This is a genomic window from Flavobacterium tibetense (assembly GCF_003293845.1).
Lineage (GTDB): Bacteria > Bacteroidota > Bacteroidia > Flavobacteriales > Flavobacteriaceae > Flavobacterium > Flavobacterium tibetense.
Map to the genome: position 1 here is coordinate 178,856 of NZ_QLST01000002.1, position 22,507 is coordinate 201,362.

24 protein-coding genes are annotated in these 22,507 nt (G+C 33.6%); 14 read left to right on the forward strand and 10 right to left on the reverse strand.

Annotated elements, in window-relative coordinates; genetic code table 11:
* Nucleotides 1-46: 46 nt before the first annotated feature.
* From nqrF to DPN68_RS02565, 6 genes are read right to left on the reverse strand one after another with little or no spacing between them, the layout of a single operon-like run.
* Nucleotides 47-1,360, reverse strand: coding sequence for an NADH:ubiquinone reductase (Na(+)-transporting) subunit F (gene nqrF, locus DPN68_RS02540; protein WP_113988024.1), 1,314 nt, complete (start codon nucleotides 1,358-1,360; stop codon nucleotides 47-49).
* Nucleotides 1,361-1,362: 2 nt separating this feature from the next.
* A complete protein-coding gene (nqrE, locus tag DPN68_RS02545) occupies nucleotides 1,363-2,112 on the reverse strand; it encodes an NADH:ubiquinone reductase (Na(+)-transporting) subunit E (RefSeq protein WP_113988025.1) in 750 nt (249 codons plus the stop codon).
* 4 nt (nucleotides 2,113-2,116) lie between these two features.
* On the reverse strand, nucleotides 2,117-2,788 hold the full coding sequence (locus DPN68_RS02550) for an NADH:ubiquinone reductase (Na(+)-transporting) subunit D (RefSeq protein ID WP_113988026.1): 672 nt from the start codon (nucleotides 2,786-2,788) through the stop codon (nucleotides 2,117-2,119).
* 3 nt (nucleotides 2,789-2,791) lie between these two features.
* Entirely contained in the window at nucleotides 2,792-3,517 is a 726-nt protein-coding gene (nqrC, locus tag DPN68_RS02555; protein ID WP_113988027.1) for an NADH:ubiquinone reductase (Na(+)-transporting) subunit C, read from the reverse strand.
* A 1-nt stretch (nucleotide 3,518) separates the two neighbouring features.
* Complete coding sequence (locus DPN68_RS02560) at nucleotides 3,519-4,715, reverse strand: NADH:ubiquinone reductase (Na(+)-transporting) subunit B (protein WP_113988028.1); 1,197 nt, start codon at nucleotides 4,713-4,715, stop codon at nucleotides 3,519-3,521.
* A 29-nt stretch (nucleotides 4,716-4,744) separates the two neighbouring features.
* Complete coding sequence (locus DPN68_RS02565) at nucleotides 4,745-6,091, reverse strand: Na(+)-translocating NADH-quinone reductase subunit A (RefSeq protein ID WP_113988087.1); 1,347 nt, start codon at nucleotides 6,089-6,091, stop codon at nucleotides 4,745-4,747.
* A 196-nt stretch (nucleotides 6,092-6,287) separates the two neighbouring features.
* Between DPN68_RS02565 and DPN68_RS02570 the strand changes: the two genes are divergently transcribed.
* The 5 genes from DPN68_RS02570 to pruA all read left to right on the forward strand — a co-directional run bounded on the left by DPN68_RS02570 (nucleotide 6,288) and on the right by pruA (nucleotide 11,581).
* Nucleotides 6,288-7,538 (forward strand): type IX secretion system plug protein, encoded by a 1,251-nt coding sequence (locus DPN68_RS02570; RefSeq protein ID WP_113988029.1) that lies wholly within the window; start codon nucleotides 6,288-6,290, stop codon nucleotides 7,536-7,538.
* Nucleotides 7,539-7,542: 4 nt separating this feature from the next.
* The gene (locus DPN68_RS02575) at nucleotides 7,543-8,604 is read left to right on the forward strand and encodes a DUF3667 domain-containing protein (protein ID WP_113988030.1); all 1,062 of its coding nucleotides are present in this window, start codon (nucleotides 7,543-7,545) and stop codon (nucleotides 8,602-8,604) included.
* A gap of 4 nt (nucleotides 8,605-8,608) precedes the next feature.
* Entirely contained in the window at nucleotides 8,609-8,995 is a 387-nt protein-coding gene (gene apaG / locus DPN68_RS02580; protein ID WP_113988031.1) for a Co2+/Mg2+ efflux protein ApaG, read from the forward strand.
* A 31-nt stretch (nucleotides 8,996-9,026) separates the two neighbouring features.
* Nucleotides 9,027-9,758, forward strand: a complete 732-nt coding sequence (locus DPN68_RS02585) for a hypothetical protein (protein ID WP_133256555.1) — start codon at nucleotides 9,027-9,029, stop codon at nucleotides 9,756-9,758.
* A 197-nt stretch (nucleotides 9,759-9,955) separates the two neighbouring features.
* A complete protein-coding gene (pruA, locus tag DPN68_RS02590; RefSeq protein ID WP_113988033.1) occupies nucleotides 9,956-11,581 on the forward strand; it encodes an L-glutamate gamma-semialdehyde dehydrogenase in 1,626 nt (541 codons plus the stop codon).
* Nucleotides 11,582-11,775: 194 nt separating this feature from the next.
* Here pruA and DPN68_RS02595 read toward each other — a convergent pair whose 3' ends face one another.
* Together DPN68_RS02595 and rsmG are read right to left on the reverse strand one after the other, a co-directional pair.
* Nucleotides 11,776-12,285, reverse strand: coding sequence for a hypothetical protein (locus DPN68_RS02595; RefSeq protein WP_113988034.1), 510 nt, complete (start codon nucleotides 12,283-12,285; stop codon nucleotides 11,776-11,778).
* A 52-nt stretch (nucleotides 12,286-12,337) separates the two neighbouring features.
* A complete protein-coding gene (rsmG, locus tag DPN68_RS02600; RefSeq protein WP_113988035.1) occupies nucleotides 12,338-12,967 on the reverse strand; it encodes a 16S rRNA (guanine(527)-N(7))-methyltransferase RsmG in 630 nt (209 codons plus the stop codon).
* 106 nt (nucleotides 12,968-13,073) lie between these two features.
* Between rsmG and DPN68_RS02605 the strand changes: the two genes are divergently transcribed.
* From DPN68_RS02605 to fabD, 9 genes are all read left to right on the forward strand, one after another.
* Nucleotides 13,074-14,168 carry a fatty acid desaturase family protein gene (locus DPN68_RS02605; protein WP_113988036.1) on the forward strand — a complete coding sequence of 365 codons (1,095 nt, stop codon included), beginning with the start codon at nucleotides 13,074-13,076 and terminating at the stop codon, nucleotides 14,166-14,168.
* 58 nt (nucleotides 14,169-14,226) lie between these two features.
* Nucleotides 14,227-15,411 carry a pyridoxal phosphate-dependent aminotransferase gene (locus DPN68_RS02610; protein WP_113988037.1) on the forward strand — a complete coding sequence of 395 codons (1,185 nt, stop codon included), beginning with the start codon at nucleotides 14,227-14,229 and terminating at the stop codon, nucleotides 15,409-15,411.
* Between the two features lie 60 nt (nucleotides 15,412-15,471).
* Complete coding sequence (gene purT, locus DPN68_RS02615) at nucleotides 15,472-16,641, forward strand: formate-dependent phosphoribosylglycinamide formyltransferase (RefSeq protein WP_113988038.1); 1,170 nt, start codon at nucleotides 15,472-15,474, stop codon at nucleotides 16,639-16,641.
* A gap of 51 nt (nucleotides 16,642-16,692) precedes the next feature.
* Nucleotides 16,693-17,268, forward strand: coding sequence for a Crp/Fnr family transcriptional regulator (locus DPN68_RS02620; protein WP_113988039.1), 576 nt, complete (start codon nucleotides 16,693-16,695; stop codon nucleotides 17,266-17,268).
* Nucleotides 17,269-17,346: 78 nt separating this feature from the next.
* On the forward strand, nucleotides 17,347-18,063 hold the full coding sequence (locus DPN68_RS02625) for a pirin family protein (RefSeq protein WP_113988040.1): 717 nt from the start codon (nucleotides 17,347-17,349) through the stop codon (nucleotides 18,061-18,063).
* A gap of 8 nt (nucleotides 18,064-18,071) precedes the next feature.
* Nucleotides 18,072-18,356, forward strand: a complete 285-nt coding sequence (locus tag DPN68_RS02630) for a GNAT family N-acetyltransferase (RefSeq protein WP_113988041.1) — start codon at nucleotides 18,072-18,074, stop codon at nucleotides 18,354-18,356.
* Nucleotides 18,357-18,373: 17 nt separating this feature from the next.
* Nucleotides 18,374-18,601, forward strand: coding sequence for a (4Fe-4S)-binding protein (locus tag DPN68_RS02635; protein ID WP_113988042.1), 228 nt, complete (start codon nucleotides 18,374-18,376; stop codon nucleotides 18,599-18,601).
* A gap of 1 nt (nucleotide 18,602) precedes the next feature.
* The gene (locus tag DPN68_RS02640) at nucleotides 18,603-19,133 is read left to right on the forward strand and encodes an NADPH-dependent FMN reductase (RefSeq protein ID WP_113988043.1); all 531 of its coding nucleotides are present in this window, start codon (nucleotides 18,603-18,605) and stop codon (nucleotides 19,131-19,133) included.
* Between the two features lie 59 nt (nucleotides 19,134-19,192).
* Nucleotides 19,193-20,068: an ACP S-malonyltransferase gene (fabD, locus tag DPN68_RS02645; RefSeq protein WP_113988044.1), complete on the forward strand. Its 876-nt coding sequence runs from the start codon at nucleotides 19,193-19,195 to the stop codon at nucleotides 20,066-20,068.
* A 90-nt stretch (nucleotides 20,069-20,158) separates the two neighbouring features.
* Here fabD and galE read toward each other — a convergent pair whose 3' ends face one another.
* Both galE and DPN68_RS02655 read right to left on the reverse strand, forming a co-directional pair.
* Nucleotides 20,159-21,175 carry a UDP-glucose 4-epimerase GalE gene (gene galE / locus DPN68_RS02650; RefSeq protein WP_113988045.1) on the reverse strand — a complete coding sequence of 339 codons (1,017 nt, stop codon included), beginning with the start codon at nucleotides 21,173-21,175 and terminating at the stop codon, nucleotides 20,159-20,161.
* A gap of 64 nt (nucleotides 21,176-21,239) precedes the next feature.
* Nucleotides 21,240-22,370: a DegT/DnrJ/EryC1/StrS family aminotransferase gene (locus DPN68_RS02655; protein WP_113988046.1), complete on the reverse strand. Its 1,131-nt coding sequence runs from the start codon at nucleotides 22,368-22,370 to the stop codon at nucleotides 21,240-21,242.
* Nucleotides 22,371-22,507 lie beyond the last annotated feature (137 nt).

Consider the following 22,507-nt stretch of genomic DNA (forward strand, 5'->3'; position numbering starts at 1 on the left):
AAAAACCGACTCATTTCTGAATCGGTTTTGATATTTAAAAATTGGATTATCCTCCAAAATCATCAAATCTAATATTATCTGGATCTAAACCAAAGTCTTCACCCATTTTTTGAACCGCTTTGTTCATCATTGGTGGTCCACAGAAGTACAATTCAATATCTTCTGGGTTTTCGTGTTTAGATAAGTAATTATCAATTACCACATTGTGAATGAATCCTACGAATCCGTCACCATCTCCATCAATATTATCTTTCACTTTCCAATTGTCTTCTGGTTGTGGTTCAGAAAGTGCTAAATAGAACTTAAAGTTAGGAAAATCTTTCTCTAAAGCTCTGAAGTGATCTGTATAGAATAATTCACGCTTAGAACGACCTCCGTACCAATACGTTACTTTTCTTCCTGTTTTTACTGTACGGAATAGGTGATACAAGTGCGAACGCATTGGCGCCATACCAGCTCCACCTCCTACATACAACATCTCAGCTTCTGTTTCATTGATGAAGAATTCTCCATAAGGACCAGAAACTACTACTGGATCTCCAGCTTTTCTTGAGAAAATGTATGAAGAAGCAATTCCTGGATTCACTTTAGCCCAACCATTGATATTTCTATCCCATGGTGGAGTAGCTACACGAACGTTCAACATAATCTTTCTTCCTTCAGCTGGGTAAGAAGCCATTGAATACGCTCTTTCTACAGTTTCAGGATTTTTCATTACTAATGGCCATAAATTAAATTTATCCCATTCCGCTTTGAATTTTTCTGGTTCACCTGGATGTTCTACAGGGTGTGCAGTGATATCAATATCCGAATATTTTACTTCGCATTTTGGAATTTCAATTTGGATATAACCTCCTGGCTCGTAGTGCATATCATCTGGTAACTCTACAATGAATTCTTTAATAAAAGAAGCCACGTTGTAGTTAGAGTAAACAGTAGCGTTGAATTTCTTAATTCCAAAAACTTCTTCTGGAACTTCGATTACCATGTTTGCTTTCACTTTTACCTGACAGCCTAAACGCCATCCGTCTGCTAATTCTTTTCTGCTGAAATGAGGAACTTCTGTTGGAAGTGCTTCACCTCCACCGTCAAGAACTTTACATTTACATTGGATACAAGTTCCACCACCACCACAAGCGGATGGTAAGAAGATTTTTGCTCCACTCAAAGTAGATAATAAAGTACTCCCTGAACCTACTTCAATTTCCTCTTCTCCGTTAATTTTAATTTTAACTGGACCTGATGGTACTAACTTTGCTTTAGCAAACAAAATAACAGCAACCAAAATCAATAATAAAACCAAAAAGGCAATTACTGTGGTACTGATTAAACCAGTTGTGCTTACTTCTAGTGCTATCATAATTATTGTTGTACAGTTTGAGTTAATGAATCTGTTACAGTCTCTAAAGCGGTTGAATCAGTTGCTACTTCATTAACTTCTACTGTTTCAGCAGGTGTTACGTTTTCAACAACTTCTTTCGTAGGCGCTTCGTCACCACCAGTTAACATCCCTCCAAAAGACATGAAACCAATAGCCATTAAACCAGTTAAAATAAATGTCATACCTAAACCTCTAAATGCAGGTGGCACATTTGAATATCTGATTTTTTCTCTAATTGCACCAATTGCTAAAATAGCCAAGAACCAACCAATACCTGAACCAACACCGTAAACAGTAGCTTCAGTAATATTGTTAAATTCCTTTTGTTGCATAAATAACGAACCTCCTAAGATGGCACAGTTTACAGCAATAAGTGGTAAGAAAATACCTAAAGAGTTGTATAAAGCAGGAGCAAATTTTTCAACAATCATTTCAACTAATTGTACCATTGTTGCAATAGTAGCAATAAACAAAATGAACGTTAAGAAACTTAAATCATATTCTGCATAATCTTCTCCCATCCAAGCTAATGCTCCAGGACGAAGAATGTATTGATCTAATAAGTAGTTTAAAGGAACTGTAACCAACATTACGAAGATAACAGCTGCACCTAAACCAACAGCGGTAGTTACTTTTTTAGAAACCGCTAAGTACGAACACATCCCAAGGAATGTGGCGAATACCATATTATCAATAAAAATTGATTTTAAAAATATTTCTAATAATTCCATTTTCTTAGTGTGTTTCTATTAAGTTTTTATTTCTTGAACGTTGGAAACCAATGATTAATCCCAATGTAATTAACGCCATTGGAGCTAATAACATAAATCCGTTGTTTTCGTAACCCGTTGCATACAATCCTGTTTTTTCTACTGGATCACCAAATACTGGGAAGCCAAATAACTTACCAGAACCTAATAATTCACGGAAGAAACCAACTATAATTAAGATTAACCCATAACCAGCTGCATTTCCAATACCATCTAAAAATGATTTCCATGGTCCATTACCTAAAGCAAATGCTTCAAAACGTCCCATAATAATACAGTTGGTAATAATCAATCCAATGAAAACGGAAAGTTTTTTAGCTAAATCTGGCATATAAGCCTTTAATGTTAAATCAACAATAATAACCAAAGCAGCTACTACTACTAATTGCACAATAATACGAATAGATGATGGAATGGCGTTTCTTAATAAAGACACCAATACGTTACCAACACCTAATACGAAAACCACAGAAAGTGCCATAATAACAGATGCTTTTAATTCTGCAGTAATTGCTAAAGCAGAACAAATACCTAAAACCTGAACGGTTACTGGGTTGTTATCTGTTAATGGATCCTTTACTAAACCTAAATTCTTTTTAGAGAACAATGGCTCTTTTTCTACATTTGTGTTTGCCATAGTTTATTTTTTTAAAGTTTCGAAATAAGGTAAATATGCTCTGATACCAGAGTTAATCATTGCTCCAACACCATTTCCTGTGATTGTAGCTCCAGAAATTGCGTCTACCTGATTATCTGTTTTATCTTCGTTGTTTGGATCACCATTAGATTTAGAAATTTCAATTCCTTTGAAGTTTCCAGAAGCATCATATAAATATTCTCCTTTGAAATCATCTGTAAAGAAACTTTCTGTAATATTAGCTCCTAGACCTGGTGTTTCTGCTTTGTGATCAAAATACACTCCATTGATAGTTTTTAAATCATCATTTATAGCAATGTAACCCCAAATAGCATCCCATAAACCATTACCTCTTACTGGTAAAATATATAAGGTTTTACCATCTTTTTCAGCTACGAATAAAGGCAAACGTTGTACATTTCCTTTTTTTGCACCATCCATTTCCTTTTTCACATCAATTAAATACGCTTTTTCATCATCAGAAACTTCTGTCCCTGCGATAACTTTTTGCTGTTTAATATATTGTGTAAACATTTCTGTTGCGTTTGAACGGTCAGATTCCACACCAATTGCTGATAAAATATCAATTTGCGCTTTAACTTGATCGTTTTTCACACGTAGGTCTTTAGTGAAATTTGCAAAGAATGCCAACAACGAACCTACCACAACCACCATTATCACTGAGAAAATGATAGTATAACTATTTGAATCTGTTCTTTTAGTTGACATATTAAGCAGTTTTAACTTTTAAACGTTTCATTCTTCTCTTCACATTTGCTTGAACTACATAATGATCGATAGTTGGAGCAAATACATTCAATAATAAGATAGCCATCATTACTCCTTCTGGATACGCTGGATTGAACACACGAATCATAATACTAAAGAAACCGATTAGGAATCCGTAAATGATTTTTCCTGTGTTGGTTTGTGCAGCAGAAACTGGATCAGTTGCCATATACACAATACCAAAAGCGATACCACCAACAATCAAATGTTGCCAAAATGGGAAATTCATTAAGCTATAGAATTTACTTCCTTCCAAAATTACTCCTGAATCAACTAATCCGTTAAAGATTAATCCCATTACAGCAGCTCCAATAACAGCAGAAAGCATGATTCTTGCACTTCCAATTCCAGTTAAGATTAAGAATAAACCTCCTAATAAAATTAAGAAAGTAGAAGTTTCTCCAATTGAACCTGGAATGAATCCCATGAACATATCATAAGTAGAATAGCCAACTTCTTTATTAGCTGCCAAAGAACCTAATATAGTTTCTCCTGAAATTGCATCAGTACCAGCTGTATTTTTTACTCCATCAACAGCTCCGTGAACCCATACTTTATCACCCGACATCCAAGCTGCCCAGTTAAAGAATAAGAACGCACGAATGGTTAATGCTGGATTTAGAATATTCATTCCAGTTCCGCCAAATAATTCTTTACCAATTACTACTCCAAATGCAACTGCAACAGCTAACATCCATAATGGTAAATCAATTGGCATAATTAATGGCACTAACATTCCTGTTACCAAGTAACCTTCTTCAACTTCGTGTTTTTTGACAGTAGCAAAAATAAATTCAATACCTAAACCAACACCATAAGAAACAATTAAAATAGGTAAGATTTTTGTTAAACCTAAGATTAAGTTTTCAATTGTGAAGAATTCTACAGCATCAAATCCATTGATTTGACCGAAGTGTTGGTAACCCGCATTGAACATACCAAATATCAATACCGGAACCATAGCCATAATCACCGTGTTCATCACACGTTTTAAGTCGGTTGCGTCTTTAACATGCGTACCACCATGGGTAGTCATGTTTGGCAAGTAAAGAAAAGTGTGTAAAGCATTGAAGCTTTGCTCCATCTTTGTACCTCTGTACTTTTCTTTTAAATTATGTAAATTTTGTTTTAAACTCATTTTTCGTTATAATTTAAGTTCCGATGAAATTAACCTACTTCTTTGATCATTACGTCAAGTCCTTCGCGAACAATTCTTTGATGATCTTGCTTAGAAACACAAACGTATTCTGTTAAAGCAAAATCTTCAGGCGCAACTTCATAAATACCTAACGCTTCCATTTGGTCAATATCTTTAACTAAGATTGACTTCAATAGTTGCATTGGATAAATATCAAGTGGACAAACTTTTTCGTACTCTCCAGTTAATACAAAACCTCTGTGTTCTCCATTGGTATTGGTATTTAAATCGTACTTTTTATTTGGTGTTAAAAAAGAGAACATATTGGCTCTGTAAACACTAAATTTATTTGGTCTTGGCAAGTTCCATCCAAAGAAATCATAATCATCTCCTTCTGGAATAACAGTCATGGTATTGTGATAAAAACCAATAAAACCCTCTTTCGATTTTTGGTCGCCTGTTAATACATCACCACTAATGATTCTGTAGTTTCCGTCTTTTAAATTTCCAGCTACCACATCAGCAATTTGCGCTCCAAAAGTTACATTCACATAAGAAGGTTTCTCGAATCCTGATCCTGCTAAAGCAATAGTTTTTGTTTGGATTAATTTTCCAGTTAAGAATAAGTTACCAATGATAGCAACATCTTCCATTTGAACCACCCAAACTTTTTCTCCTTTGTTAATTGGATCAATTTTACCAATTTGAGTAGAAACTAATCCAACTGGGTGAACACCTTGTGCTTTATGAACCGTTACACCATCAACTGAAGGTAAAAACGTTGCATTTGGCCCAACAGTAACATGAACTTTACCAGAAGTTAATTTGGTAAGTGCAGTTAATCCAGCAGTTAAAGCTTCTTGTTTACCAGCCATAGTGAATTCCAAATCAGCTTCTAATGGAGCCGAATTGATACCTGAAACAAAGATTGCCTTTGGTGTGTCAGCAGAATTTGCAACAACATCATACGGACGTTGTACAATAAACGGCCAAGCACCTGAAGCCAACAATTGCTCTTTCACTTCTTGAGCGGATAAATCTTTAGGATTTTTTTTGCTATGCTCTACGAAAGTATCCTGAGAATCTGCAGCAATAAGAATTTCTAAAATAACTCTCTTTTCACCACGCTTAATCTCTTGAATTGTTCCGCTAACTGGAGATACAAATTTAACCGCTTCGTCATTTTTGGAATAAAAAACAACTTCACCAGCTTTAACACTTGCACCTTCTTTAACCACCATTTTTGGCGTTACTCCATGAAAATCAGAAGGTTTAATAGCATAGACTTTCGAGCGGGCAACGTCAGAAACACTTTTTTCTGCTTCACCCTTCAACTTAAGGTCTAAACCTTTTTTAATTCGAATGTCTTTTGACATGTTTATTGAAGATATGGTTAGTACTAATTTTTCAAAACGTGCAAATTTAACCATTTACTAAAGATTACACCAAAAATAAACGACGCAATTTGTGTTATTTATATTTATTCTAAATTATTAAAATTTAAGTTTCCAGCATAAAATTTGCAACCAATAGTTTAGATTTAGTATTTTTACAAGAATTAGCAAGAAAATTATGCAAAATAAACTACTTATATTCCTAATTACTTTTTCATTTTCAAGCCTTTGGGCTCAAGTAGAAGAAGAGAAAGTGCCACCGTTTAACATTAAAACTGTAGCTTTTACACAAGGCGGAAATAGCATTTTGCCTTTTTTTAGATTGGGAGAAAGTTTTGAAATTCAATTCGATGATTTATTCGGAAATGAAGCCGATTACTATTACACCATCACCCAATACAATTACGATTGGACGCCAACCAATTTAGCCAAAGTAGAATATTTGAACGGCGTTGATAACCAAAGAATTATTACTTACGAAAATTCATACAACACTTTACAACAATATTCGCATTACCGACAAGTATTTCCGAATAGATTCAACCGAATCACAAAAAGTGGCAATTACATGATAAAAATTTATAACGATTCGCAAGAATTATTGTTTTCAAGAAAATTTATCGTTTTTGAAGACCAATTGAATGTAAGAATTGGCACCCGAAGAGCACGTGATATGGAATTTATCAACGAAAAACACAATGTGGAAATGAGCATCAACTATGGCGATAGAATTTTGCAAGATCCAATCAACAACGTAAAAGTTACTTTATTTCAAAATGGCAATTGGAAGTCAGAAATTAAAAACATCAAACCGCAATATACCATTGGAACAGAATTGATTTATCGCTATGATAAGGAAACGCAATTTTGGGCTGGAAACGAATATTACACTATTGACAATTCCAACATTAGAATGGTTAATAATAGTGTAGCTAGAGTAACATCGGGCGATAATATTTACAACTCTTTTTTATATGTAAATTATCCAAGAAAAAAGAATGTCTACACTTATTTTCCAGACTTTAATGGGAATTTCATTGTAAGAAACATTAATACTGAAAATCCCGATATTGAAGCGGATTATTCTTGGGTATATTTTACTTTAGATGCACCAACTTTTTTCAAAAACGAATCTATTTACATTACTGGAATGTTTAATAACTATTCGCTTACCGAAGAAAATAAAATGGTTTTCAACAAACAAACTAAAATGTATGAAAAAGCCATTTTAATCAAACAAGGTTTTACCAATTACAATTATGTAGTAACAGATAAAAATGGAAAAATTCAACATCGAGATGCTATTGATGGGAATTTCTTCCAAACCGAAAACAGCTACACAGCAATTGTGTATTATAGAGGCAACAACGATCGTTATGATAGAGTAATTGGAGTTTCTACAACAAGTAGTGAAGTAATTAAAAACTAAAAAAGTGAGTAGAAAAGACGCTAAATACAGAGGAATAAAATGTTTGAACTGCGAAACCTCTTTAGATATTAGTGAAAAATTTTGTCACCATTGTGGTCAATTGAATTCTACCAAAAAACTAACGGTCAAAGATTTTATTGAAGAGTTTTTCGCCAATTTTTACGCTTACGATTCCCGATTAAGAAATTCTCTTGTTTCGCTATTTACAAAACCTGGTATTTTGGCAAGAGAATTTAACAGAGGAAAAAGACATACGTATGCCAATCCATTTCGTTTGTTTTTGAGCGTTTCTATCATTCTATTTTTAACGTTCAACTTAAATGATGACGAAAATGGTAAAAGCAATTCACAAATTACACAAAAGGAACAACAAATAAGCAAAAGCGACTCCATCAAACTGGAGAAATTAAATATCAACGTAGCTAATTTAAATCCTAAGAAAGAACGACAAGTTTACAGCCGAGATTCAATTTACACCAAAAAAGAAATTGATTCCTTGTTCAGTAAAAATGCAGACCCTTTAGTTTTTAACATTCTTTCATTCAGAAATTTTCATCGCAAATATCCTGATAAAACAGATGAAGAAGCGCTTATTAGTCTGGGACATAATCCCAATTTCTTCAACAAAGCCGCTTTCAATAAATCTAAAACATTCAAATCAAACGAAATAGAAAGGGAAGTAATCGAATATTTCTATTCCAAATTGCCTTTTTTCATTTTCTTATCCTTACCCATTTTAACGCTAATCTTTTGGTTGGTTTTTTATTCCAAAAACATCAACTATACGGAGCATCTGGTTTTCGCTTATAGTTTTTTTACTTTCATGTTTATTTGCATGATTCTCTTTAATTTGATTGAATTAATCAGCTCTGGATTAGCCAATTTTATTGTAATTCTATCATTTGCTTTATTATTCCCAATCTACTTTTATAAATCTTTAAGAAATTTTTATCAACATAGCCGTTGGATTACAGTTTTAAAATTCATACTTTTGAATCCTTTATTTGGCTTATTCTTAGGAATTTGTATATTATTTATGCTATTTCTTGGAATACTTTTAATGTAACTTTATGGTAACTCAAATTACAAAAGGCATAAAAATTTCTGTTTTAACTAGTTTTGAAGGCACTTACTTCAAGAACTACAAGATTCATTTTGCCTTTTCGTACCAAGTTTCAATTGAAAACCAAAGCAAAGATTCTGTTCAATTAACCTCACGCCATTGGGAAATTTATGACGCTTTAAACCAAAACGAAGTAGTTGATGGCGAAGGTGTTGTAGGAAAAAAACCCGTAGTCAAACCGGGAGAAATTTACACCTATTCCTCAGGATGTTTATTAAATTCTCCAATCGGTGCCATGAAAGGTTATTTCAACATGATTAATTTTACCTCAACTAAAAGTTTCAAGGTTATTATTCCTACTTTCAAATTGAGCGCTCCTTTTGCGATTAATTAAATTAACCACAAGAATCTCTAAATATAAAATATTGAAAAAGATAACTATAAAGTTCTTCTTACTAACACTTTTGTTAACATTCTTGTCTTGTAAAGAAAAAGACTCTAATGATTTGAACGATTTGGTCATAAACAAAAATTCAATAATTGAGTTTAGAGATAATAATGAACACAATAACGGAAAAGTTGAATTTATAACTAATAGTTCCGAGAAGTTTGAAAAATTAAAAGATTACTTCAACAACCTTAAAGGTTTTATAAAAACTGAAGAAGAAATAAACATTTACCCAAACTATATTCTTATTAACGAAAATTTAAAAATTCTTATTTCGGTTGATTTAATCTACATTGAATATTACAATTCTAATGGAGAAAACATCAAATTTTTTAAAAATATATCACCTGAAGAATTTTTATCTTTTAACTTTCTCACTAATGACAATAAATGGATTTATGAATTAGGAAAAGTGTATGGTTTTGGAACATTCAAAAAGGACAAGTATTCTTTTTGCGGATCAATTCCAAGAGAGAAAGACTATCAATATAAGATTGGTAAATGGAAATTTTGGAATCAAAAAAGAGATTTAATTGCTGAAGGTGAATTTACTATTGATAGTTCGTTAGTTAAAGGACAAGGCGGATGTGATTATTACATCAAAACTTCAAAAATCAGAAAAGAAAATTGGATATTTTATAATTCCGAACAAAAAATTATTGAACCACACTTTGAAGATATTTTCATTTTGGAAAATGCAAATCAATAAAAACATTCCTTAATTACAAAGTTTAAAACAAATCGTAAAAACCATTTCTCCGGTTTCGTAACATTTGTTATCGATAATTCAAAATATACTTTGTATTTTTGTAATCGCATTTAATTTTTGGTAAATACCAACACTATAATTGTCTAATTTTCACTCGAGGACTTTGTCCGAACTGAGCGAAGCTAAAATTCAACACCATGTTAAAAGGATTTTTTAATGTCCCAAAAGCGGTAAATGAACCCGTAAAATCATATGCTCCAGGTTCTCCAGAAAGAGCTAAAGTTGCAGAAACATACAAAGCCATGTGGAATGCTCAAGTAGAAGTTCCATTATATATAGGTAGCGAAGAAATCAAAACCGGAAATACCAAAAAAATGTCGGCACCACACGATCACCAACATATCGTAGGTATTTATCATCAAGCAGACAAAGCATTAGTTGAAAAAGCAATTACTTCAGCTTTAGAAGCTCGAACAAAATGGGCAGCTATGGCTTGGGAAAACAGAGCTGGAATTTTCTTAAAAGCAGCTGAATTATTAGCAGGCCCATACCGTGCTAAAATCAATGCAGCAACTATGATTGCACAATCAAAAACCATTCACCAAGCAGAAATTGACGCTGCTTGTGAGTTGATTGACTTCTTACGTTACAACGTAGAATTCATGACAAAAATTTATGCAGACCAACCAGCTTCTACATCAGATATGTGGAACCGTGTAGAATACAGACCATTAGAAGGATTTGTATATGCAATCACTCCTTTCAACTTTACAGCAATTGCAGGAAATTTACCTTCAAGTGCTGCATTAATGGGGAATGTGGTAGTTTGGAAACCAGCTGCAACTCAAGTATATTCGGCTAATGTAATCATGCAAGTTTTCAAAGAAGCAGGTTTGCCAGATGGCGTTATCAATATGGTAATGGGTGATTCTGGAATGGTTTCAGATGTAGTTTTATCTAACCCACATTTAGCTGGAGTTCACTTTACAGGCTCAACTGGAGTTTTCAATGATATTTGGAAAACTATCGGAAATAATATTGCAACTTATAAAACATACCCAAGAATCGTTGGAGAAACCGGTGGAAAAGATTTCATCATTGCGCATCCATCTGCGAATGCAAAACAAGTAGCAACAGGAATTACACGTGGCGCTTTTGAATTCCAAGGACAAAAATGTAGTGCTGCTTCTCGTGTTTATATTCCTCAAAGTTTATGGCCAGCAGTTAAATCACATTTAGAAGCTGATTTAGCTTCAATGACAATGGGTTCACCAGAAGATATGAGCAATTTTGTAACTGCAGTTATTTCAGAAGCTTCATTTGACAAATTAGCACGTTACATTGACCAAGCTAAAAACGATAGTGACGCTGAAGTAATCATGGGCGGAAATTATGATAAATCGAAAGGATATTTTATTGAACCAACGGTTATCTTAACTACAAATCCAAAATACAATACGATGTGTACCGAATTATTCGGACCAGTAGTTACTATTTATATTTATGAAGATGCCAAATGGTCTGAAACGTTAAAGTTAGTTGACGAAACTTCAGAATACGCTTTAACAGGTGCGGTATTTAGCCAATGTCGCTATGCAGTGGAAGAAGCAACCGTTGCGTTACAAAATGCAGCAGGAAACTTCTACATCAACGACAAACCAACAGGTGCTGTTGTAGGAATGCAACCATTTGGAGGCGCAAGAGGTTCTGGAACTAACGACAAAGCTGGTTCAGCACAAAACTTATTGCGTTGGGCTTCTGTTAGAACCATCAAAGAAACATTCGTAACACCAGAAGATTATAAATATCCGTTTTTAGGATAATCTTAGTCCGAAATAGAAATAACAAAACCCGATTTTCAGATGAGAATCGGGTTTTGTTTCATTATAAATTTTTTAATTTACTTTCATAGTTTTGAACCAATAAAAACAGACTAAACAACCTCTATCGTAGCAAATTTACAAAAGTAAAATTGGAAGTTCCATTCAAGTAAATCCCTATTAAAAGGTAATTGTTTTTAATTACATGTAATTACAATAAAACCAACAAATGACAACAAATAGAAAAGAAAGAATATAAAATCAAAAAAATTAGTTTTTCTATTATCAAACATATCTATTCCACTTCTATCTGGACAAACCAATTCTTTTTGTTGAATTTTAAGACTTAGATATCTCAAAATTTGAATTAATAATATTGCTATAATTGTGTAATTTAAACCTTTTCCAGAATGCCCTTTTTCAAAGTATAATTCACCATTGTCCTTTATTAGTAAAAAAATTATAATATGTATTAAACCAATTAATATAAAAAATTGTGTGAAAAGTAATTTCCTCAATGACTTATATCCAAAAATATACAAAAACAACACAGTTCCATACGAATAAAAAAACAACGAAAACCTAGACAACTCTTTGTTAATTGGAAAATCTATCGTAAAAAACAAAGTAAAAGAGGTTAAAAAATATAATATAAAAAATATTACTTCACCTTTATTTAATTTTTCCTTATTTAAAAAATTACCCATTTTTGGTTTACTTTTAAAACTAGCTAAGCACTAATTACTTTTCACTAATCACTTATTTCTTATACTTCAACGGCAAATGCACCACTTTCTTTGTTTCAAAAAACTCATCGGTAAAAAAATCAGATAAATTATATTGTGTTGCTTTTGGGAAAGCTGCCAATTCTTCGGTTAAATCACCGCCTTTTAAATATAAAATTCCGTTGGCTAATTCGTGATTTTGTTTTTTAGCTACTTTATCATCGACCCATTTTACAAAATCAGGCATATTGGTTACAGCACGACTTACGATGAAATCGAATTCTTGTTTTACTAATTCGGCACGTTTTTGTTCCGCTTTTACGTTTTTTAATCCTAAACCTATAGCAACTTCATTTACCACTTTGATTTTCTTTGCTATTACATCAATCAAGTAAAAATCAACCTCAGGATGTAAAATCGCTAATGGAATTCCAGGAAAACCACCACCAGTTCCCACATCCATAATTCTAGAACCTGGACGGAATTCGATGATTTTTGCTATTCCTAATGAGTGCAAAACATGTCGCGTGTACAATTCGTCGATATCTTTTCTTGAAATCACATTAATTTTTGCATTCCAATCTTCGTATAATGATTGTAATTTCTGAAACTGAAGTATTTGATTATCAGATAAATTAGGAAATTGCTTTAAAATCTCGTCCATTAGTTAAATTTTACACAAAAATACGTTTTTTGATGAATAAAAATGACTAATATCATAAATGAAAAAATTATAATAATTATCTTTGGCAAAATTTGAATACAAAAACATGAGTACTACAACCCCGATTTTCTCAAAAGAAGACAACCTGAAGTTTTTCAGAACATTAAATAAAAGAGTAAACGATTATTTCAAAGAAAATAAAATCAATAAAACTGGAAACTGGAAATTACATGTGAAAACCATTGTAATGTTCGGACTTTTCCTTACACCGTATTTTTTCCTATTGGCTATGGATATGCCATTTTGGGTATATTTATTACTTAACGTAGTCATCGGAATTGGAATGGCTGGCGTTGGAATGAACGTAATGCACGATGGAAATCACGGCGCTTACTCAACAAAATCTTGGGTAAACAAATTAATGGGCGGAAGTATTTATATTTTAGCTGGAAATGTGTACAACTGGCAAGTACAACACAATGTTTTACATCACACCTATACGAATATCATTGGTCACGATGAAGATTTAGAAGCAGGAAGAGTTTTACGTTTTTCAAAAACAGCAAAATGGTACAGCCACCACAGATTCCAACATTATTATTCCGTTTTCTTATACGGATTACTAACGTTCAACTGGGCTATCACAACCGATTTTCTTCAAATGAAACGTTATTTGAAAAGACAATTATCGTATGGTGAAGCTAAAAGCCCTGCTTTTCAATGGACTACACTTATTATTACCAAAGCCATTTACTTTTCTATTTGGATTGTATTACCAATAATTGTTGGGGTAACTTGGTGGAAAGTTTTATTAGGGTTTGTAGTAATGCACTACACCGCTGGATTAATCTTAAGTGTTGTTTTCCAATTAGCACACGTTGTTGAAGATACTATCAACCCTATTCCAGATGAAACAGGAGAAATCGAAAACACTTGGGCCATTCACCAATTGTTTACAACGGCTAACTTCGCACCAAAAAACTGGATTGTAAATTATTATACTGGCGGACTGAATCACCAAATTGAGCACCATATTTTTCCAAATATCAGTCACGTTCACTACAACAAAATTGCAGAAATTGTAAAACAAACGGCAGCAGAATGCAACTTACCGTATCACGAGTTTAAAACTACTCGAGCGGCAATAGCATCTCACTTCAAGCATTTGAGAGAATTAGGAAAAAAACCACAATTAGCATAATAAAGTAAGAGACGCGAGGAATCGCGTCTTTTGTATTAACTATAATAACTAACACACAATGAACCCGTTATCGGACAGAATTAACAATTTAGCCGTTTCTCAAACTTTAGCAATGGCAGCTTTGGCAAGAGAATTAAAAGCACAAGGAAAAGACATTATTAGCCTTAGTTTAGGAGAACCAGATTTCAACACTCCTGAATTCATTAAAGAAGCAGCAAAAAAAGCTATCGATGAAAACTACAGTACATATACACCAGTTGAAGGTTACTTAGATTTAAAAGAAGCTATCTGTAGAAAATTTAAAAGAGACAACAATTTAGATTATAAACCGTCACAAATTGTAGTTTCAACTGGAGCAAAACAATCTCTTTATAACATTGCTCAAGTAATGCTAAATGAAGGTGATGAAGTTATTCTACCAGCGCCATATTGGGTTTCGTATTATGAAATCATCAAACTTTCTGGCGGTGTTCCAGTTGAAGTTCCAACATCAATTGAAAATGATTTCAAGATTACTCCAGAACAATTGGAAGCGGTTATCACACCTAAAACCAAAATGATTTGGTACAGTTCGCCTTGTAATCCAAGTGGTTCTGTTTATAGCAGAGAAGAATTGGAAGCACTTTCAAAAGTAATTCTAAAACATGAAAATATCTACGTTGTTTCTGACGAAATTTACGAACACATCAACTTTTCAGGAACATTTTGCAGTATTGGTTCTATACCAGGAATGTTAGACAGAACGATTACAGTTAATGGTGTTGCCAAAGCTTTTGCGATGACAGGATGGAGAATTGGATACATTGGAGCCCCCGAATTTATTGCGAAAGCGTGTACCAAAATTCAAGGTCAAGTTACTTCAGGAGCGAATTCAATTGCCCAAAGAGCAACAATTGCCGCCGTTGATGCTGATCCAAAAGTACTAAACTACATGGTGGAAGCTTTTCACAAAAGAAGAGATTTAGTCGTTGGTTTAATCAAAGAAATTCCAGGATTGAAAATTAATGTCCCAGAAGGTGCCTTTTATGTTTTCCCTGATGTTTCTTCTTTCTTTGGAAAAACATTACGCGGTCAATTCATCAAAGATGCTACAGATTTTTCAATGTATTTATTAGCAGAAGCCAATGTTGCAACCGTAACTGGCGATGCTTTTGGTAATCCAAATTGTATTCGTTTTTCTTATGCTACTAGCGAAGAATTATTAATCGAAGCCTTACGAAGAATTAAAGAAGCATTAGCTTAATACAACTTATGCCCTAAGGAAACTTGGGGCTTTTTTTATTTCCTTTTATATACACAACTCATGAACAAAAAAATACTACTACTCGGCTCAGGCGAACTAGGAAAAGAATTTGTAATTGCTGCCCAACGCATTGGACAAACCATAATTGCCGTTGACAGTTATGCTGGAGCTCCAGCGATGCAAGTAGCAGATGCTTTTGAGGTAATCAATATGCTAGATGGCGCTGAACTAGATAAAATTGTAGCCAAACACCAACCCGATTTTATAGTTCCAGAAATAGAAGCCATTAGAACCGAACGTTTTTATGACTACGAAAAGCAAGGAATTACAGTAGTTCCTTCTGCCAAAGCGGCTAACTTTACCATGAACCGAAAAGCTATTCGTGATTTAGCCGCTAAAGAATTGGGATTACGAACTGCCAATTACAGATATGCAACTACAAAAGAAGAATTAGAAAAAGCAGTTTCTGAAGTTGGAATTCCTTGTGTCGTTAAACCTTTAATGAGTTCTTCTGGAAAAGGACAATCTACAATAAAAACGCAGGAAGACATTGAAAAAGCTTGGCATTATGCTGTAGAAGGCTCAAGAGGTGATTTAATTGAAGTAATTGTAGAAGCGTTTGTCAACTTCCATGCAGAAATTACTTTATTAACTGTAACCCAAAATAACGGCTTACCAACATTATTTTGCCCACCAATTGGTCACCGACAAGAACGTGGTGATTATCAAGAAAGTTGGCAACCTGCAAAAGTTTCAGATGAGGACATTTTGGAAGCACAAGACATGGCAAGAAAAGTTACCGAAGCTTTAGGTGGCGCTGGACTTTTCGGTGTAGAATTCTTTTTAACCAATGAAGGCGTTTATTTCTCCGAATTATCTCCAAGACCACACGATACAGGAATGGTTACTTTGGCAGGAACACAAAATTTCAATGAATTTGAATTGCACTTACGCGCTATTTTAAGTTTACCAATTGCCGAAATTACTTTGGAAAGAAATGGAGCTAGTGCCGTAATTTTAGCAACAGAAAACTCAGAAAATCCGACATTCGAAGGAATTGAAAATTTAGCAAAATTACCAAAAACTGATTTCAGACTTTTTGGAAAACCTACTTCAAGACCTTACAGAAGAATGGGAGTTGCGCTAACTTACGATACTATCGAAACGCCAATTGAATCAATTGTAGAAAAAGCAAAAGAAGCTGCTCGTTTAATAAAAGTAAATGCTTAATTTTATATACTAAAACCTACAAGAATAAAACCTTGTAGGTTCATATAAATTATGTCATTACTTCTTCAAAATATCAGTAAACACGTAGACTTAACTTCACAAGAAGAAGAGTTACTATTGTCATTAACTTCAACTGAAACTTTCAAAGCCAAAACCATTTTATTGAATACAGGCGAAATTTCAAAACAAACCTACTTTGTAAACGCTGGAATTTTAAGAAGCTTCAATATTAATGACAATATCATTGAACACGTTTTGCATTTTGCTTGCGAAGGTTGGTGGATTGGCGATATGTACAGTTACATTGCTGAAAAACCAGGAAATTTGTTTATCGAAGTTTTAGAAGATGCGGAAGTAATTATTATTACCAAAGAGAATCATCAAATACTGTACAAGGAAATTCCAAAAATGGAACGCTTTTTCAGAATTTTAGCAGAAAACTCATTGGTAAGCCATCAAGAACGATTAATGGACAATTTGAGTTTAACCGCGGAAGAACGTTTTGAGAAATTCTGTTCCAAATATCCAACGTTAATTCAGAAAGTCCCTCAAAAACATATTGCTTCTTACATTGGAGTTACACCCGAATTTTTCAGTAAAATGAAAGCAAGATTGTTGAAAAAATAATTTCTTAATCTAGGTTAAGTGCTTTTCTTTATTACTAAGCGTAAATTTGTATCATAATAATTACTAAATTTATACATTATGAAAAATTCAGTTTTACATAAAGCAAATACAAGAGGAAATGCTAATCATGGTTGGTTAAATGCATATCATAGTTTTAGTTTTGCTAGTTGGTACAATCCAGAAAGAGTACAATTTGGAATGCTTCGTGTTTTAAATGACGATACTATTGCTGCTGGTATGGGTTTTGGAACGCATCCACACGATAACATGGAAATTATCACTATTCCACTAGAAGGTGATTTAGCTCATAAAGACAGCATGGGAAATGCTGCAACTATCAAAACAGGAGATGTGCAAGTAATGAGCGCGGGAACTGGAATTCAACACAGTGAATTCAATCCAAATGCAGACCAACACACTAAATTATTCCAAATTTGGTTATTCCCAAAATATCGAAACGTAGAACCTCGTTACCAACAAATTACTTTGGATAAATCGTTAGAAAAAAATGATTTTGCACAAATTTTATCACCAAATCCAGATGATGCTGGTGTTTGGATTCATCAAGATGCTTGGTTTTATTTGAGTGATTTTGACAAAGATTTTTCAAAAAAACTAAGTTTGAAAAAAGAAGGCAACGGTTTTTACATCATGAACATTGAAGGTGAAATCGAAGTAAATGGTGAACAACTAGAAAGACGAGACGCAATTGGAATTTGGGCAACCAATGAAATTGAAATCAAAGCCAATACAAATGCGAAGTTTTTAGTAATGGAAATTCCGATGGAACAATAATTAAAGCTATGAACAACGAAGTACAGTTAAAAATCAATGATAAAAACGGTGCTTTTTACATTGAAGTAAACGAAAAACAAGAGTCTTTAATGACTTTTGTTTTTGCAGGAGACGATAAAATCATAATTGACCACACAGAAGTCAATCCTGGAAATGAAGGAAAAGGTTTTGGTAAAAAAATGGTGACCAAAGCGGTGGAATTTGCCCGAGAAAAAGGTATTAAAATTATTCCGCTTTGTCCGTTTGCCAAAAGTGTTTTTGACAAAACAATTGAATTTAGAGATGTTTTATAAATTTAAACGGAATAGTTATGGAACCAAAAAACATAAAAAAAGAATATACAAATGGTGAAGTTACCATTGTATGGCAATCTGGAAAGTGTACACATTCCGGAAATTGCGTTAGAAACAATCCAGAAGTTTTTAAACCCAAAGAGCAACCTTGGATTAGTCCTGAAAATTCAACATCAGAAAAAATTATTGAAACTGTAAAAAAATGTCCGTCTGGCGCATTAACCTATTATCTGAACAAAAAATAAAATGACAAAAAAAATTCTAGTCTTTGGAGCTTCCTCAAGTAAAAATTCAATTAACAAACAACTGGCAACTTATACAGCAAATCAATTTAAAAATGTTTCGGTTGAAATTTTAGATTTGAACGATTACGAAATGCCTATTTTCTCAATTGACAAGGAAAAAGAAAACGGAATTCCTCAATTAGCACACGATTTCTATGCTAAATTAGGAAGTGCTGATTTAATCCTAATTTCTTTTGCTGAACATAATGGAGCCTATTCAACAGCTTTCAAAAATATATTTGATTGGGCATCCCGAATCAATGGAAAAACTTTTCAAGAAAAACCCATGTTATTATTAGCAACTTCACCAGGTGCTCGTGGCGGAAGTTCTGTTTTGGAAATTGCAAAAAACCGTTTTCCTTTTCAAGGTGGCATCGTAAAAGGAAGTTTTTCATTACCAAGTTTCAATGACAATTTCGATTCCGAAAAAGGAATTACCAATAAAGAATTGAAAAATCAGTTACTAGAAATCGTAAATTCGATCGAATTATAAAAAAATGTTATTTTTGCCATTCGAGAAAAACTTGAAACTTTAAACTTGAAACAAAATTTATGAAAGCATACGTATTTCCAGGTCAAGGCGCTCAGTTCACAGGAATGGGCAAAGATTTATATGAAAATTCCCCATTAGCAAAAGAATTATTCGAAAAAGCCAACGAAATTTTAGGTTTCCGAATCACCGATATCATGTTTGAAGGAACGGCTGAAGAATTAAAAGAAACCAAAGTAACCCAACCAGCCGTTTTCTTGCACTCGGTAATTTTAGCCAAAGTATTAGACGTAAAACCTGATATGGTAGCTGGACATTCTTTAGGTGAATTTTCTGCGCTAGTTGTAAATGGTGCATTATCATTCGAAGACGGATTACGATTAGTTTCTAAAAGAGCAATGGCAATGCAAAAAGCTTGTGAAATCAAACCTTCAACAATGGCGGCCGTATTGAATTTAGACGACAAAATGGTAGAAGATATTTGTGCTTCGATTGATGGTGTTGTAGTAGCTGCCAATTACAACTGTCCAGGACAATTAGTAATTTCTGGCGAATACAAAGCAGTTGAATTAGCTTGCGAAAAAATGAAAGAAGCAGGTGCAAAACGTGCATTAATTTTACCTGTTGGAGGCGCTTTCCACTCACCCATGATGGAACCAGCAAGAGAAGAATTAGCAGCTGCTATTGAAGCCACTACTTTTGCAACACCAACTTGCCCAGTTTATCAAAACGTTACTGCAAATGCCGTTTCCGATGCTACAGAAATCAAGAAAAACCTAATTTCACAATTAACAGGTGCAGTAAGATGGACACAATCCGTACAACAAATGATTGCTGATGGCGCAACAAGTTTCACAGAAGTTGGTCCAGGAAAAGTACTAGTTGGACTAGTAAATAAAATTAACAAAGACGTAGAAACGGTTTCTGCAGCTTTATAGTAAGCAGTCGCAGTTTACAGATAAAAAAATCCGAAATTACTTTCGGATTTTTTTGTTTTTTTTTTACTGCCAACTGTGACTGAAAACTGATTACTGCTGTCTGATTTTCTTCTCCCACTTCCAAGCACTAGCTAAAGCTTCTTCCAATGACAATTGTGCTTTCCATCCTAAAATGGAGTTCGCTTTATCGGTATTGGCATAAGCTTCGGTTACATCGCCTGCGCGTCGTGCTACGATTTGGTAGTTTAATTTTTGTTGGGTTACTTTTTCAAATGCAGCAATTACTTCCAAAACCGAACTTCCTGTTCCAGTTCCAATGTTGAACGTTTCCACTTTTTCCGTATTTTTCTTATGCAATAATCGTTGTAATGCTACCACATGTGCTTTGGCTAAATCTACCACATGAATATAGTCACGAATGGCGGTTCCATCTGGCGTTGGATAATCATTTCCAAAAACAGACAACTTTTCTCTTAGTCCAATAGCTGTTTGCGTAATAAATGGTACTAAATTTTGAGGAACACCTAATGGTAATTCGCCAATTTCAGCTGAAGGATGTGCTCCAATTGGATTGAAATAACGTAATAAAATCGAATTAATATTGGTTACTTTGGCTACATCAGTAATGATTTCTTCACCTATTTGTTTTGTGTTTCCGTACGGTGACATGGCAACTTGAATAGGAGCATTTTCTGTAATTGGCATTTTTTCGGCTTGACCGTAAACCGTACAAGACGAACTGAAAATAAAATGGGCTTCTGTTTTTTTTTGTAATTCTTGAAGCAAATACACTAAAGAATTGATATTGTTTTCATAATACAACAATGGATTTTCAACACTTTCTCCCACTGCTTTTGATGCAGCAAAATGTATAACTCCTGAAATATCTTGGTATTTTGAAAAGAAATTTTGAACTGCTATTTTTTCACGTAAATCAATATTTTCAAATAAAGGTTTTTTCCCTGTAATGCGGGCAATTCCATCCAAAACATCAATAGATGAATTCGAAAGATTGTCAATTACAATTACTTCAAAACCTTCATTTTGTAATTCTACAACGGTATGCGAACCAATAAATCCTAAACCTCCTGTAACAAGTATTGTCATATATAATTAGTTATCAGTCTCAGTCGCAGTTAACAGTTCTGAGACTGATAACTGAGACTGAAGACTATTTAACGTATTCTAAAACGGCGTCTGTGATAAATTTAATTTGCTCGTCATCTAATTCCGTATGCATTGGCAATGCTATTACTTCTTTTACCAATTGATTCGTAACTGGAAAATCTTCTTCTTTATATCTTGAATCCGCATAGGCTTTCTGACTGTGCAATGGAATTGGATAATAAATTGCACAAGGAATTCCTTTTTCTTGTAAATGTGCTAATAATCCATCCCGTTTTCCGTTTAAAATTCGGATTACATATTGATGGAATACGTGACAATCACAAGAATCACAAATCGTTGGTATCCAAATATTCGAATTTTGACCTAAAGCCAAACTGTATTTTCTTGCTGCTTCTTGACGTGCTTTGTTGTAAGTATCCAAATGCGGTAATTTCGCTTTTAAAACTCCAGCTTGCATACTATCTAAACGCGAATTTACGCCTACTACATCATGATGGTATCTTTCATACATTCCATGATTTACAATTCCTCTGATTTTGTGTGCCAAAGCATCGTCATTGGTAAAAATAGCGCCACCATCACCATAGCATCCTAAGTTTTTAGATGGAAAAAAGGATGTTGCTGCAACGTGCCCAATAGTTCCTACTTTCTTTTTAGAACCATCTTTTGAATTATAATCTGCACCAATTGCTTGTGCATTATCTTCGATAACGTATAAATTATGTTCTTTGGCAATTTCCATAATCGCATCCATATTTGCAGCGCGACCGAATAAATGAACTGGAACAATTGCTTTTGTTTTTGGAGTTATAGCTTTACGAATTCCATCTAACGAAATATTCATATTATTCATATCCACATCCACCAAAACTGGAGTTAATTGCAATAAAGCAATTACTTCAACCGTAGCTGCGAATGTAAAATCGGCAGTAATAACTTCATCACCTGGTTTTAAATCCAATCCCATCATAGCAATTTGCAACGCATCGGTTCCGTTAGCACATGGAATTACGTGTTTTACGCCCAAATATTTTTCTAAATCCGCCTGAAATTGGTGAACCAAAGGTCCGTTGATGTATGTATTCGTTTCTAAAACTTCTTGAATAGAAGCGTTTACTTCTTCTTTTATTTTTTCATATTGACTTTTCAAGTCAACCATTTGTAATTTTCTCATTGAAAAATAAGTTTAAAAGTTTAAAGTTTAAAAGTTTAAAAGTTGATTCACCTTAATTTTTACTTTTAACAAGAACAAAAATAGTCAATAATTGATTAGTTGGCAATGAATTTTAATAAAGAAACTGTATTTTCGCA